Consider the following 14,278-nt stretch of genomic DNA (forward strand, 5'->3'; position numbering starts at 1 on the left):
CTTCGAAACCCGGTGAAAGCTGCGATGTCCTTGCTCCTGGCCCCAGCCGTCGACGCGTCCACGCCGCGTCCTCCCGATGTGCGGCGGATGCTGCATGTCAGATCGGTGCTTCCCGGCAGACAGCGCTGGGACGTCGAGCCGGTGCTGAACAGGCCGTTCCTCGCCCGGCTGGTCGAGAACGTCCTCGCCGCCGACGCCGACATCACCGAAGCGCGTGTCAGCCCCGTCACCGGACGCCTGCTGGTCCTGCACGACCCCGCGGTCACGCCGCAGCGCATCGCACTGCGCGTGCACGTGGCTGTCGCACGCGCCCTGGCGTACGTCAGGGCGTGCGCTGACGGAAGCGCTTCCCTCCCGGGCGCGACGAAGGGCGCGGGCGCGCGGGGCGGTCGGAGGCCTGCCGGTGCCCACGCCCCGGGAGAACTGCCCGCGCTCGCCCGGCGGCACGTCCAGTCCAAGGCCGTGGTCAAGGGCGGAGCTGTGATGACCGCGCTCGCGGTCGCCGCCTGCGGCGCTTTCGGCTTCAAACTGCTCGCCAGCCCTCTCATCAGCCTGGGCTTGGCCGCGGCGGCGACGACCGTCGTGGTCAGACGCGGGTGGCGGGGGTTCGACGGCGCGAAACGACCGGACCAACCGGAGGACGGCACGCCCCCGCGCCGCCGTCCGCTGCGCACCATCATCGGCCGGCACCGGCGGCAAGTCGGTTCAGCGACGCTGCTCTCCGTCCTCGCTCAGCTGGCGGAGCTGGCGATGTACGCCCTGGTGCCCTCGATCGTGCTGGTGCTCGCCCGGGGCGGGAGCGGTACCCTCGCGGGCCTCGGCCTGGTGGGAACCGCGACCCAGCTGTCGGCTCTCACCGGCGCCGCGGCACTGGCCTGCCTCACCATGGCGGCCCTTACCTACCGGGCCGACGTCAAATGGCGCCGGCTCGGGCAGGCTGTCGAGGACGACTGGCGCACCCGTACGTACGACCATGTGCAGCGTCTGGCGCCGGCCGACCTGGAGAACGAACGCACCAGCCGGATCTCCGCGGTGCTGACCGAGGACGTCGGCCAGATGGGTTCCTTCGTCGGGGCCAACCTGCATGAAGTGGTCCAGATGGCCACCAGTTTCGCGGTGCTCGTCCCGGTCTATCTGTTGCTGGCCCCGCAGATCGCGTGGGTCGCCTTCGCCCCCGTCCCGCTGGTCACCTGGCTGTCGTTCCGGTTCCACCGGCGTGCGATCGCCGACCATGGAACCTCCGGCGAACACCGGGCGCGGCTGAACAGCCGCATGGCCGAGAACATTCAGGCACACACCACCATCAAGTCCGCGTGCACCGAGGACCACGAGAGCGGACGGGTCGCCGAACTGAGCCGGGAGTACCGCGAGGTCAACAAGCACACGGACAAGAGTGCGGCGGCCCAGACGCAGGTCCTGCGGCTCTCCGCGTGGTCGACGCTGGTCGGCACGCTGCTGCTGGGCGGCAGGGCCGTACTGCGGGGCACGGTGTCCACCGCGGCGTTCGGGCCGCTGATCGAACTGCCGGGCAACGCTCTCGCGAAGCTCTCCCGGCTCGGCAACGTCACCGACCAGTACCAGCGCACCCTCGCCTCCCTGGACCGCGTGCAGTACCTGCACGACCTGCCCGAGGAATCCAGCGCGGAAAACGCCCGGCAGCTGCCCGTACAGAAGGTCAAGGGGAAGATCGAGCTGCGGAACGTCCACTTCGCCTACCCCGGACGGCCTCCGGCGCTGCGCGGTACCTCGCTGACCGCCGGCGCCGGCCAGACCATCGGCATCGTCGGCACCACCGGCGCGGGCAAGACCACCATCGCCAAACTGCTCATGGGATTCCGTCAACCTGACCGCGGACGCGTCCTGCTTGACGGCTGCGACGTCCGCACGCTCACGCTGCCGGACCTGCGCCGCACGATCGGGTATGTCACCCAGGAACCGTTCCTGTTCGACTCGACGATCGCGGACAACATCCGCTACGGCACCTTCGGCGCCACGGACGAACAGCTGGTGGCCGCCGCCCGCACCGCCGGGGCCCACGACTTCGTCACGGCGCTGCCGCACGACTACGACACGCTCATCGGGGAGCGGGGCGCCGCGCTGTCGGGCGGGCAGAAGCAACGCATCGCGCTGGCCCGCACCGTCCTTCGCAACCCGCCCATCGTGATCCTCGACGAGGCCACGTCGGCGGTCGACAACGAGACCGAGGCCGCCATCCAGGACGCGCTGCAGGCGTTCGGGACCAACCGCACGTTGGTCGTCATCGCCCACCGGCTGTCCACCGTCCGCAGCGCCGACCGGATCTACGTCATGGGCACCGGCGGGCTGGTGACCGAGCAGGGGACGCACACCGAACTCCTGGCTCGCGACGGCCTCTACGCCGGGCTGTGGAAACTGCAGGCAGGCCGGCCTGTGACGGTCTGACGCCTTACTCGCTCGCCGTCCCCGGTCGCGGGCGCCCCCTTCGGGTCCGCGGCCGGGGACGGCGTCTCCAGCACCTTCGACCAAGGAATCGACATGACCGCAACTAGGCCCCTTCACCCGTCCCCGGCCGCCGACAGCTGGGATCCGCAGCTGTACCTGCACTTCCCCGAACACCGGATGCGCCCGGCGGTGGAGCTGCTGGACCGCGTCCGCCTCGACGCGCCCCCCACGGTCGTGTACGACATCGGCTGCGGTCCCGGCACGATCACCCGCCTGCTGGCCGAGCGCTTCCCCGATGCCGAGGTGCACGGCGTCGACAGTTCGGCGGAGATGTTGCGGACGGCGGCCGGCATCGCACCCGGAGCGGTCCTGCACCAGGAGGACATCCGTTCGTGGCGTCCCGGGAACCGTCCCGACCTGCTGTTGGCCAACTCGTTGTTCCACCTGGTCCCCGACCATCACGCCATCCTGCGGCGCATGGTCGGCGACCTCGCGCCGCGCGGTGCCCTGGCCGTGCAGATGCCCGTGTGCCACCACGCGCCGTGGCACCGGTTGATGCTGGAGACGCTGGAGGAGGGCGGACCGAACGGGAAGCCGCTCGGTCCGCCCTCCTTGTACCGGTCGCTGGGCCACCGTCACACGCTGGACGCGGCCGGCTACTACGAACTGCTTGCCGGCCCAGGCGTCGAAGTGGACGTCTGGAGCACGGAGTACCTGCACGTGCTGAGCGGCCCCGACCCGGTCTGGACGTGGGTCGAGGCCGCTGGGCTGCGGCCCGTCGTCGACGGTCTGTCCGCAGCCGAGTTCGACGTGTTCCGCGCCGCTTACCTGGACCGGCTCCGCGTGGCGTACCCGTCACTGCCGGACGGTCGTACGCTCTTCCCCTTCCGGCGTCTCTTCGTCGTCGCGCGCCGTCACTGAGCGGCGGGAGCGGAGCCCACGGTCACGCCGTGGTGCCCGTGGGTGTCAGTGACCGGGCGACGGCGGCTCGCAGGCCGTCCTCAATGGTGTTCAGCGTCCCCGCGCCGACCTCCTTCATGGCGCACAGCCGCAGCACCTGTTCCGTGCCGCCGGACCCGGCGCGGTCGGTGAGGCTGTTCCCCGACACGTAGAGGCTGGTCAGGGGGGCTGCGGCGGCCTCGGTGAGGATCGAGTCGAGGACCCGGCGGCTGCCCGCGCCCACCGGGACGATGCCGCCGTCGCCCTGCACCGGGCCGACCGCCAGATTGATGATGTTCAGATCGGGGGCGAAGCGGCTGACGATCCCGAGAGGCGCACCGGGCGTCCCCTGCCGCCGCGAGGGGGAGAACCTCTCGTGCAATCGCTGCGCCGTCGCGAGGCAGCCGCCCAGCAGACGGCCGTAGCCCTCGGCGTGCAGGCCGATCTGCCGGTGCGCGGCCCAGACCGCCGCCGCGGCGGCGCCGGGGCGGGCCCCTTCCAGTGTGTGCGGACCGAAGGGGAGCCGACCGCCGTTGCCGTGGCCGAAGTACACCGACTCGCGGGCCACGAGGGAGACGAACCTGCTGTCGCGCAGGACGAGGCCGCCGGCCGGGTACGGGGCGTGGCCGCTCTTGTGCGGGTCCACGGTGACCGAGTCGGCTCTGGGCAGCGCACGGAAGGCGGCGTGGACCTCGGGCTTCACCCGGGCGCCGCTGCCGGGCAGCGGCCGTTCGTCATAGGGGGCCATCTCGCCGTCGGCTCGCAGCCACAGGCTGCGGTGGTAGCCGCCGAAGGCGGCGTCGACATGGACGTAGAACGAGGCCCCGAAACGCCGTTCGCAGTCGTCCCTCAACCGCACGATGGCGTCGAGGTCGTCCACGGCGCCCTCGCCGCTGCTGCCGCACATGGCGACCACCGCCAGGATGGGGCGGCCGCGCTCCAGCAAGGCGCGTACGCGTCGGCCCAGGGCATCGACATCCAGCCGGTGGGCCTCCGTGAGACCGATCGGCTCGACGTCGGACGGTCCGAGGCCGAGCAGATCGGCGCACTTGTCCCACGCGTAGTGGGCGCTGCGGGCGAGGAACAGCGTGCCGGCCGTCTTGGCCTCCCGCCGCCGCGTGGCGGCCAGGCGCCCGATCTCGGCGAGCAGGCCACGGCCCGCCAAGGCCTCGACGAGGTCCAGGACGCGATCGACCGGCATGTTGGCCAGGACGATCGGGGGCACCCCGGCGACGAGGTCGCGGGCGGCGGGATGGGCGGCCACCGCGGCCGGCACGCTGCGCAGGTTGCGGGCGATCCACATCGCCTCGTAGTTGGCGGCGTGGCCACCCGACGACAGGTGCGCCCACCCGGTGCCGGGTGCGTGGCCGATCAGGCGGCACAGGTCGTCGGAGACCTCGTGCTCGAGGTCGGTGGTCACCGGAGACGCCTCCGGCGTGACGTTGTTGGGGTTGTAGAGCATCGCGCACAGGTACGCCAGGTTCGCCGCCACCGGCACGTCCGGCGTCATGTGCGCGAGATACAGAGGTGAGGGAAAGGGCGTCGACGCGCGTGAGAGCCGGCCCGACAGCTCCCGCACCAGGTCGACGACGGCCTTCATGTCGTCCGTGAGCTCTGTGGGGGAGTGGAGCCCACTCAGGCTGTCCGCCTCGGGATCGGGGAGAGCCGGTGCGGCCGTTTCCGCGCACTGCGTGTGCCATCGGTAATAGTCGTCGACGACGTGCCGCAGCAGTTCCAAGAACGTGTCGCGGTTGTCCGGGTGTGGGAACAGACCCGCATCCGAGCGTGTGTGCCGCATCGGCTCTCCTCTCCGTGTACCGGTTGGTCAGCGCACCATGTACGTGGCGATGCGCTCGAAGAGCACGTCGAGCTGGTCCCACGCCTGGGCGCAGACCTGCGTCAGCCGCGGGAACTGGTCCGCGGAGAGCCCGCGGAGGTGATCGCGACCCAGCTCCCGGTGGTCCTCGTCCACTTCCGAGTGCAGGTCGAAGTACGTGGTGTCGTTGGCCGCCTCCTCGGTGAAGGCGACGCTGGTGCGCTCGCCGAAGACCTGGCAGGACGACTCGACGACCATGTGCACGATCACGATCTTCGCTGCCTCGTCGGTCCCGTGCATCTGCATGACGAACCAGTTGCCCACGGCTTCCAGGATCGGGTCGTAGACCGTCTCGCTGATGCCGTGCCGTTCCTTGAGCAGGACGTCGTGCCCGAACTCCTCGCGCAGGTGGCCCGCGTAGACCTCGCGCAGCCGCGGGTCGGCGCAGACCGCCTGCCGCGCGTAGAGCATGCGCTGGAAGTACACGGACCAGACGTAGAGCGCGGACACGAAGCGGTCGCGCATCTCGCGGTCAGCCGACACCCGGCCGCTGTCGAAGAGCTCGAACATGCGGTGCCGGCCGAACTTGTCCAGTCGCTCCGCGTTGTACCGCTCGAGCTCGGCCAGAGAGGCGAGGTCACCGCTGAACCTCACCCGGGGTTCCGTCTCGTCCTCGTAGAGGCCGCTGCCCTCGAACTGCACCGACAGGCCCTCGAACACCTCGCCCGGCCGGGTGACGAAGCCGTGGCGCGCGCCCGGCGGCACGGCCACGGTGTCTCCCTCGGTGAGTTCCTCCTCGCGGTCCCCGAGGAGCCGCACCGAGCCCTTGCAGACGAGGATCATCGACTTGGTGGGGTGCTGGTGGACGTCCAGCTGCTCGCCGTCGGCCAAGCGGACCCAGGCCAGCGACAGTCGCCCTGTCTCCGGGAGGAAGGCCGCGAGGTGGTCGTTCCGCCTGAAGTCGCGCTGCTGACCGAGACGATGGGTCTCCCCGTCCACGACGACGGAGGAGATCGCGCGGATGTCTTCGCGGCTGACGGTCATGAGAGCGGTGTCCAGCTGCGGCTTGTCAAGGGTGAGCTCTTCGGTCACTTTCGCCTACTTTCGTAGAGGGGAACAGGGGGAAAGGATGAATCAGAGGGTGATACGTGGGGCGCTGCGCCGCAGAGCCGCCAGCAGCAGCGCGTTGTCCTGCCGCGAGCCGACCGAGACCCGCAGATGCCCGTGCCAGCCTTCCGGACTGGACAACACCGCGATACGCGAACTCTCCATCTCGGTCGTGACGGCAGATGGGTCGGCTACCTGAACGGTCACGAATCCCGCGTCAGCGAAGACGTTGAGCACTCCCGGACATTCCGTGAGTTCTTTCGCCAGGCGGTCGCGTTCCGCCACGCACGAGGTGATGCGGGACGAGATTCCCGTCAGGTCGGTCAATTCCGCGGAGGCGGCCTCGGCCACCGGTCCCGGAACCGGAAACGGAGGCCGGACGAGGCGTACCGCCTCGGCGATGTCGGGAGCCGCGAGCAGTGCGCCCAGCCGAAGCTCGGCCATGGCGAGCGCTTTCGACATCGATCGCACAGAAATAAGGCCGGGACGGGAGTGCAGCCGGTGACGGTGCGACGGCCGGCCGGCGAACTCGGCGTACGTCTCGTCGATGATCACGAACCCGTCGAACCGCTCCAGCAGACGGTCCAGATCGCCGGGGTCGAGGCAGGTACTCGTCGGATTGTTGGGGTCGCAGAGGTAGATTCCCCGGACGGGGAGCGACAGCAGCCGATCGAGGTCGAGCCGGTTGTGTCGCTCTCCTCCGAGGGGCACCCGATGGCAGGTCACGCCGTGCAATGTGGCGAGGCGCTCGAAGAAGCCGAAGCTCGGCCAGGTGACCGCTACGGCATCCCGCCCCGGTTCGAACAGTGCCCGCAGGACGAGATCCAGCGCCTCCGTGGCCCCCCGGGTGATGACGACGTCCGGTTCGGCCCCATGGCCGCCCTCCTGCCTGGTGGCATGCCCCGCTTCGAACCGTGAGGGCGGCGGGTCGATGACGTCCAGCACGCTCAGGTAAAGCGGTGCCAGGAAATCAGGCGAATACTCCGGGTAATGGCGGTATCGACCGCCGATCCAGTTCTCGTTCGATTTGAGATTGACGAGACCAAGACTTTCCGGTCGAGGTCCGGCAGGGCCGGGTACGCCCAGCGAGTGAATAATTTCGCGCACTCGCTTGCCGTTTTCAGGAGGCACAAGACACCTCATCCGAGATCTCAGTGACTTCACACGTTCCGGCCGACGCAGGACGTGTGGGGATCTGACCTGCTATTGCACTGCACCCCTGCGATTTATCCACGCTGAATACGCTGCCTCGCAGGCTGTGGAAACAGTCTTACAGGGCATGCCGCGGAGCTTACAACCTCGGAGTATCGACGAGAGACAGCTGTGAATATCCGACAATCATCGGGTATTTTTCTGCTGCGTCCAGGGAAAACGTTTCCCCATTGTGCATGATGTACCGCACCTCGCAATGGCGAGTGATTGGGTCAAACATTTCAGCCTCTGGAGGACCGCTAGGGAATGGTGCGGGCGACCGTGAAAGACAGCTCCAAGGTTGTTGGTGGCTATGCGCCCCCGGAACGCGCCGGGCGCACTCCTCCATACCACGGATGGGGGAAGCTCGACGGGCCGCAGCAGGGCAGGATCGCGGTTGCAGATCTTGCTCGATGGGCACTCAGCCTTGCTGCCCAGCACGAGTCCTGCGTAGGTGCGACGGGGAAATCGTCAGGCCCTGCGCCTGGGCCGTAATCGGTCCTGGCACAAGCTTCGAACGCCCTCGTACATCACGACAGAAAAGTAGCCACACCATCCCGGCAAGTAGGAGGAAATCCATGCCCAAGGGACTGTCGATCCACATCGGCATCAACGAGATCGATGAAAACAAGTACGGCACCAAGGCCGAGCTGAAGAACCCTGAGAACGACGCCGTCACCATGGCGGACCTTGCCAAGGCCAACAACTTCGATGTCGTCGCCACGCTGCTGACCAAAGACGCGACGAGCGAGAAGGTGACGGCCGCGCTGAAGGAGGCGGCTACGCAACTCTCCTCCGGGGACAAGCTGCTGCTCACCTATGCCGGGCACGGCGCCCAGGTGCCGGACAAGAACGGTGATGAGCCGGACCGGCAGGACGAGACCTGGGTGCTGTACGACCGCCAGTTGATCGACGACGAGCTGTACGCACTCTTCGGTGAGTTCGAGGAGGATGTGCGGATCGTGCTGCTCTCCGACAGCTGCCACAGCGGCACGGTCGCACGGGATCTGTCCCTGTTCCTCAATGGCGCTGAACTTCAGCGGAGCTTCGACAGCAGCGAGCCGTCCCAGGTCCGAGCCCGGGTGAGGGCCCTGCCGCGGGACGCGCAGTTCCGGAACTACCAGCGCGACCAAGAGCTCTACGACGAAATCCAACGCTCGGTCCCGGCCATGGATCAGCAGGACATCAAGGCCGATCTGCTGCTGATCTCCGGCTGCCAGGACAACCAGGTCTCCAGCGACGGTACGGGACCCAACGGCCTGTTCACCGAGACACTGCTCCGGACCTGGAAGAAGGGCGCTTTCCGGGGCACGTACTCCAGCCTGCACCGGCAGGTGGTGGAACAGATGCCGTTCTACCAGAGCCCGAACATGTTCCAGGCGGGCAAGTCCAGTGAGGGCTTCCTCGCCCAGACGCCCTTCTCCATCTGACACCCGCCCTTCCGTCCGTCAGGGCTCATCAGTGCCTTGACGGGACGGCGGTTGACTGTCGCACGTACGAGGCATCGCTTGTGGGCAGCTCCAGGGAGGCCCAGTGCGGCGCAGGGAGTACCGCACCACGACGCCGCTGCCCAGGGGGCCGCAGGCCTTCGTGCCTGCGGCCCCGCTCGGGTCAGGACGGGTCGCCGTACTGGAGGCCGCGTCCGTTGGTGCCGACGTACACGCGGCCGAAGGCGTCGGGGTCGCCGGTGATGACGCCGACACCGCCGATGCTGCCCCACTGGTGGGCGTCGTCGTTGACGCGGAGCCAGGTGGCGCCCTTGTCGGTGGAGCGGAAGACTCCGGTGACGTCCTTGACGGTGCCGATCAGGTACAGAGCCTGGTAGGAGGCGCCGGGTGCGGCCTTGCCGAAGCCGAGGGCGGAGGCGGACTTCACCGTGGTGAGCGTGGTGAAGGTGCGGCCGCCGTCGGTGGAGTGCAGCAGCCCGTGGCCGCCGCCGGTGATCCACAGGTGCCCCGCGACACCGGGCACGGCCGTGAGCCGGCCGTCGGCGGGCAGGCCGGTCGCCCGGGCGGAGAAGGTCGCTCCGCCGTCCGTGCCGGCGTGGAGCGTGCCGCCGGACAGCGAGTAGAACGTCCGGGCCGAGGAGCGGTCGGCGACGACCACGGCGTCGGTGCCGAGGCCGTGCACCTTCGACCAGCTCGTCCCCTTGTCGGTCGAGCGGTACGGGACCTGGCCGGCCTGGGTCCAGACGATGGTGGAACCGTCCGCCGCGAGCGCGGCACGACCGTCCTGGGCGCCGGCCACCGGCTCTGCCGTGAAGCCCTTCCAGCTGACGCCGCCGTCGGTGGAGTAGGCGCCGTCCTGCGCGCCGCCACGGCCGACGCGGACCATCACCGAGGGGTGGGACTGGGCGAAGTCGATGTCGGTGCTGTTGGTCATCATCGGGTTGCTCAGCCGCCCTGCGGGCACCTTGGTCAGGTCGTCGTGGCGGTAACCGCCCTGGTCACCCATGGCGGTGATGACGGAGGCACCGCCGGGCGGGGCGATCGCGTCCATCAGCGCGGTCTCCTCGAGACCGCGCGCCCCGACGGTCCAGTGGCTGGTGCCGCCGCTGTCGGTGGCGTCGGCGTCCTTGCTGCGCCAGATGCCGTTGCCGGTGCCGTACAGCACGTGCCCGGACTCGAAGGGATCGATGGCCAGCGCGGTCATCCAGTGCCCGGTGTGGGTGCCGATGTACGGAGCGGCCGAGGCGTTCCGCACCGCCTTCCCGGCCATCGCTGTCCAGGTCGTGCCGCCGTCGGTGCTGCGGTAGATCTCGTCCTCGGGCCACCAGCGGCCGAGGGTGGTGACCATCACCGTGGACGGCTTGCGCGGATCGACGGCCAGACCGGAGAACCCGTAGGAGCCGCGGGACGGGGTGATGTCCTTCCACGCGCCGCTGACCGGCGTGTGCTTCCGCACCGAGCCCGCCGTCACGCCGTTGGGTCCGAGGTTGTCGGTGTACGTCAGATACAGCGAGCCGTCACCGGAGAGCACGCCGTGCTGCGGCATCTGGCCGGAGGGCTGCCCGGGGACGGCCTGCCAGGTGCTGCCGCCGTCGGTGGAGCGGTACAGGGAGGTCGAGCGGTCGGCGACGCCGACGTAGATCGTCTTGCTGCCGGCCGGGCCGTACGTCACGAAGGAGATGCCCGCGCCGCTGCTCGCCCCGTCCTTGACGGGGAAGGAGGAGACCTGCCGCCACGTCACACCGCTGTCCGTACTGCGCCACAAGCCGTTCTTACGGGTGCCGAGGAGCAGGGCGCGGTTGTCCGAGGGGTCGATCACCAGCCGCTCGCCCGCCCCGCGGCCGTCCTCGTTGCCGCCCAGCTTGAACGGCAGATCGGTGCGCTGGAAGGTGCGGCCGCGGTCGGTGGAGCGCAGGAGTGCGCCGTTGCCGGCCCACTCGTTGGTGTAGGTGCCCGCCGCCAGGTAGAGGCGGTCGGGGTCGACGGGGTCGGTGGCCAGCGCGTCGATGCCCAGGAGGTTCCAGTCCTTCTCGCCGAGCCAGTCGGTGAGCGGGATCCACTGCTCGGCCGCCGCGTCCCAGCGGTAGGCGCCGCCCATGTCGGTTCGCGCGTACAGCAGGCCCTTCTCCCGTGGGTTGAACACCAGACCGGTGACGTAACCGCCGCCGATCACCTGGGCGTTGTTCCACACGTACGCTCCGGTCCCGGCCGTCTTCACCAGCTTCCACTGCTGGTTGGTGCCGCCCGTGCCGGGATACTGGATGACGACCGCGCCGTCGGCCGTGGAGCCTCCGGAGACGTCCAGGACCTGGCCGCTCCTGCGGGAGGTGAAGACGACGGCGTCGGAACCGCTCACCTTGTCGATCCGCCACTCCTGGGAGGTGGAGGAGCTGTCGGTCTGCTGCTCGGTCGCGGCCGACCGGGCGGTCGAGCCGCCCGCTATACCCAGCACCTTGCCGCTGTTGCGGTTCACCAGCTCGTAGTAGCCGTCCCCGGTGGGGCGCAGCTGCCACTGCTGATTGGCGGTGTTCTGGTCGGTCCACTGCTGGATGCGGGTGCCGTCGGCGGTGGAGAAGGCGTTGACGTCGAGCACCTTGCCGCTGCGTACGGAGACCAGCCGGTAGGAGGCATTGCCGTCGACCGTCGCGGCCTGCGAGTCCTCCTGGGTGAACAGGAGGTACGGCACGACGGCGGCGGGCACACCGAGCAGCAGAGCGGTGGCGCTCCAACGACGACGGTGACGCCCGCGGCGCTCGCCGCGCGTGAGGTTGTTCATGGGGGGTGTTCTCCTTGTGTAACCGTGGATCGGGCGGTTCAGCGCTGCAGGGTGAGGACGCCCGGCCGGTAGGGCAGTCGGTCGTAGGGGCCGCCCGCGGCGGGTGACTTGCCCTGGTAGAGGAACCGCAGGTCGCAGGGGTCGATGGTCATGGTCTGGTCGGGGTTGCTGCGGACCAGATCGCCGTGGCTGATGTCGTCGGTCCAGGTGGCACCGCTGTTGGCCTTGCCCGCGAAGGGGTTGCTCTCGCTGGCGGCCTGCGGGGTCCACGAACCGCTCAGGCTGGAGGCGGTGAACGAGCGGAAGTAGCGCCGCTCGTTCGCGCCCCGGGCCTCGACGATCAGGAGGTACTGGTTCTGGCCCTGGACCTTGTAGACCTGCGGCGCCTCGAACAGGTTCTTCGCCGTGTCGCTCATGACCGTCGTGTACGACGAGCCGAAGTCGCCCGGGAAGTTCCCGATCGGCATGCTCGCCCGGTAGATCTTGCCGTTGTCACCGGCGAAGAACAGGTACATGTTCTTCTCGTCGGCGATCAGGGTCTGGTCGATCGGGCCGGTGCCGGAGTCGGTGCGGGGAATGCTCCCGGTGAACAGCGGCCGCGGCGCGGACCAGCCGTTGGGGTCGGTGGGGTCGCTCGACGTGCGGTAGCTGAAGGGCGACGCACCCCACTGGTACGCGAGGACCCAGATCCTCTTGGGCGCGAAGTAGAACAGTGTGGGCGCCACCGCGTTCTGGCTCATCCTGGTCTGGCCGGCCGACGCCATGTCCGACCAGTGCGTGAAGGGGCTGAACGCCATCGAGCCGTACGAGGTTCCCGACGCGCTCGACGCGTAGACCAGGTGCTTGCCGCCCAGCACCACGTGGGTGAAGTCCTTCACCGCGGCCCACCCGTTCGACGGCTGCGCGAGGGCGCCCGTCGAACTCCACTTGTACGTCGACGGAAGAGCGCACGTGCCGCTGCCGGTCCCGGAAGGGACTGTCCACTTCTGGTTGTTGACGGGCGCACAGGTATGCAGCTGGATCGTGGTGCCGTTCGCGGTGGCCGCGCCGACGGCGTCGAGGCAGAGCCCGGACTGGACTCCGGTGATCGTGCCGTCGGTGTTGATGTTCCACTGCTGGTTGGCGCCGCCGTTGCAGTCCCAGACGACCACCGGGGTGCCGTTGGTGGTGCCCTTGCTCTGGGCGTCCAGGCACGTGTCGCCCTGGACCTTCAGCTGCTTGGCGGCGGTGTACGTCCAGCGCCGGCCGTCCTGTCCGCCGCAGTCCCACAGGTGCGCCCGGGTGCCGTTGGCGGTGGCGGAGCCGGGGACGTCGATACAGCGGCCGGACGCCACGCCCTTGATCTCCCCCGAACGGTCCGCCGGCTTGACCGGGGTCGTACCGGATCCGGAGGTGAGAGCGTTCATGACGGCGGTGTACGCGGGCTTGGGCTTGCCGTGGTTGTCGAACAGCAGCGGGCTTTCGGCGCTGCGCCAGGAGTCGCTGTCACGGACGCCCCACACCGTGATGCCGGTGCACCGGGCCACGGACAGGCAGGTGCTGACCGTGTTCGCGTAGTGGGTGGGTGAGGCCTGGGCGATGTCCAGCTCGGTGATCTGGACGTCGACGCCCAGGGCGGCGAAGGCGGCCAAGGTGCTCTTGAAGCTCGCCGGTGGGCCGCCCGTCCCGAAGTGGCTCTGGAATCCGACGCAGTCGATGGGCACGCCACGGGACGTGAAGTCCTTGACCATGCGGTAGACGCCCTGGGTCTTGGCGTCCGACCAGTTCTCGATGTTGTAGTCGTTGTAGCAGAGCTTGGCCGAGGGGTCGGCCGCACGGGCGGTGCGGAACGCCTCCTCGATGAAGCCGTCGCCCAGCACCTTCTGGAAGACCGAGCTGCGGAGCCGGCCGGTGCCGCCGTCGGCGAACGCCTCGTTGACCACGTCCCAGGCGTAGATCTTGCCCTTGTAGTGGGTCATCTGGGTGGTGATGTGATGGTTCATCACGCTGCGCAGCGTTTTCGCGTCGCGGATGGAGCTGACCCAGGAGGGGAGCTGCGAGTGCCAGACCGTGGTGTGGCCGCGCAGGCGCTGGCCGCGTGCCAGGGCACGATCGACGATCCGGTCCGCGGGGGCGAAGTCGAAACGGCCGCGGGACGGCTCGACGACGTCCCACTTCATCTCGTTCTCCGGGGTGATCATGGTGAACTCCCGGTCCGCGATCGCGGTGTACGCGGCGTCGCCGAGCCTGCCTGCGGCTACGGCCGTACCGAAGTACCTGCCGGAAGGGGCCGCCTGTGCACCCAGGGCCGCGGCTCCGGCGGAGCTGGGAAGGAGCGTCACGACACTGGCCACCACCGCCGCGGACGACAGTCCTGTCGCCCACGTCCGGCGGCTTCGGCGCAGCCGGTGCAGGCCCTTCATGGTTCTCCTCGGGTGTCGCGTCATCGGAGCACTTTCTTCAGGGGATACGTCAGCGGGGGAAGTCGGGAACCCGCCACGCCGGCACGTCATGGTGAGCGGCGGGAAGGGCACCCCTGAAGTGGAGGCTGCGGAACACGCGGTCGCGTAACAGAAAAGTCGCGACGTCCTGAAATTCGCT

Annotated in this window: 8 protein-coding genes; 3 read left to right on the forward strand and 5 right to left on the reverse strand. The window is 69.1% G+C overall.

Annotation, left to right across the window (positions count from 1 at the left end):
• The first annotated feature begins 87 nt into the window (after positions 1–87).
• Together ACZ4VK_RS08795 and ACZ4VK_RS08800 are read left to right on the forward strand one after the other, a co-directional pair.
• Positions 88–2,421, forward strand: a complete 2,334-nt coding sequence (locus ACZ4VK_RS08795) for an ABC transporter ATP-binding protein (RefSeq protein WP_468349960.1) — start codon at positions 88–90, stop codon at positions 2,419–2,421.
• Positions 2,422–2,514: 93 nt separating this feature from the next.
• Positions 2,515–3,342, forward strand: coding sequence for a methyltransferase domain-containing protein (locus ACZ4VK_RS08800; protein WP_468349962.1), 828 nt, complete (start codon positions 2,515–2,517; stop codon positions 3,340–3,342).
• Between the two features lie 22 nt (positions 3,343–3,364).
• Here the strand turns inward: ACZ4VK_RS08800 and ACZ4VK_RS08805 are convergent, their stop codons facing one another.
• The 3 genes from ACZ4VK_RS08805 to ACZ4VK_RS08815 are packed head-to-tail and all read right to left on the reverse strand — an operon-like array spanning position 3,365 to position 7,414.
• Entirely contained in the window at positions 3,365–5,158 is a 1,794-nt protein-coding gene (locus ACZ4VK_RS08805) for a pyridoxal phosphate-dependent decarboxylase family protein (protein WP_468349964.1), read from the reverse strand.
• 27 nt (positions 5,159–5,185) lie between these two features.
• A complete protein-coding gene (locus ACZ4VK_RS08810) occupies positions 5,186–6,268 on the reverse strand; it encodes a cupin domain-containing protein (RefSeq protein WP_468349966.1) in 1,083 nt (360 codons plus the stop codon).
• A gap of 42 nt (positions 6,269–6,310) precedes the next feature.
• Positions 6,311–7,414: a pyridoxal phosphate-dependent aminotransferase gene (locus tag ACZ4VK_RS08815; protein WP_468349968.1), complete on the reverse strand. Its 1,104-nt coding sequence runs from the start codon at positions 7,412–7,414 to the stop codon at positions 6,311–6,313.
• A 638-nt stretch (positions 7,415–8,052) separates the two neighbouring features.
• On the opposite strand from ACZ4VK_RS08815, the gene ACZ4VK_RS08820 reads away from it, so the two are divergent.
• Positions 8,053–8,904 (forward strand): caspase family protein, encoded by an 852-nt coding sequence (locus ACZ4VK_RS08820; protein WP_468349970.1) that lies wholly within the window; start codon positions 8,053–8,055, stop codon positions 8,902–8,904.
• 181 nt (positions 8,905–9,085) lie between these two features.
• Here ACZ4VK_RS08820 and ACZ4VK_RS08825 read toward each other — a convergent pair whose 3' ends face one another.
• Positions 9,086–11,698: an RICIN domain-containing protein gene (locus ACZ4VK_RS08825; RefSeq protein ID WP_468349972.1), complete on the reverse strand. Its 2,613-nt coding sequence runs from the start codon at positions 11,696–11,698 to the stop codon at positions 9,086–9,088.
• 38 nt (positions 11,699–11,736) lie between these two features.
• Complete coding sequence (locus tag ACZ4VK_RS08830; RefSeq protein ID WP_468349974.1) at positions 11,737–14,100, reverse strand: non-reducing end alpha-L-arabinofuranosidase family hydrolase; 2,364 nt, start codon at positions 14,098–14,100, stop codon at positions 11,737–11,739.
• Positions 14,101–14,278: the final 178 nt, after the last annotated feature.

The sequence above is a fragment of the Streptomyces sp. NPDC028711 genome (assembly GCF_055565415.1).

Excerpts from the sequence above, each read along its gene's own strand:
- ACZ4VK_RS08825 (WP_468349972.1), bottom strand. The coding sequence starts at position 11,698 with ATGAACAACCTCACGCGCGGCGAGCGCCGCGGGCGTCACCGTCGTCGT.
- ACZ4VK_RS08795 (WP_468349960.1), top strand. The coding sequence starts at position 88 with ATGCTGCATGTCAGATCGGTGCTTCCCGGCAGACAGCGCTGGGACGTC.
- ACZ4VK_RS08830 (WP_468349974.1), bottom strand. The coding sequence starts at position 14,100 with ATGAAGGGCCTGCACCGGCTGCGCCGAAGCCGCCGGACGTGGGCGACA.
- ACZ4VK_RS08805 (WP_468349964.1), bottom strand. The coding sequence starts at position 5,158 with ATGCGGCACACACGCTCGGATGCGGGTCTGTTCCCACACCCGGACAAC.
- ACZ4VK_RS08820 (WP_468349970.1), top strand. The coding sequence starts at position 8,053 with ATGCCCAAGGGACTGTCGATCCACATCGGCATCAACGAGATCGATGAA.
- ACZ4VK_RS08800 (WP_468349962.1), top strand. The coding sequence starts at position 2,515 with ATGACCGCAACTAGGCCCCTTCACCCGTCCCCGGCCGCCGACAGCTGG.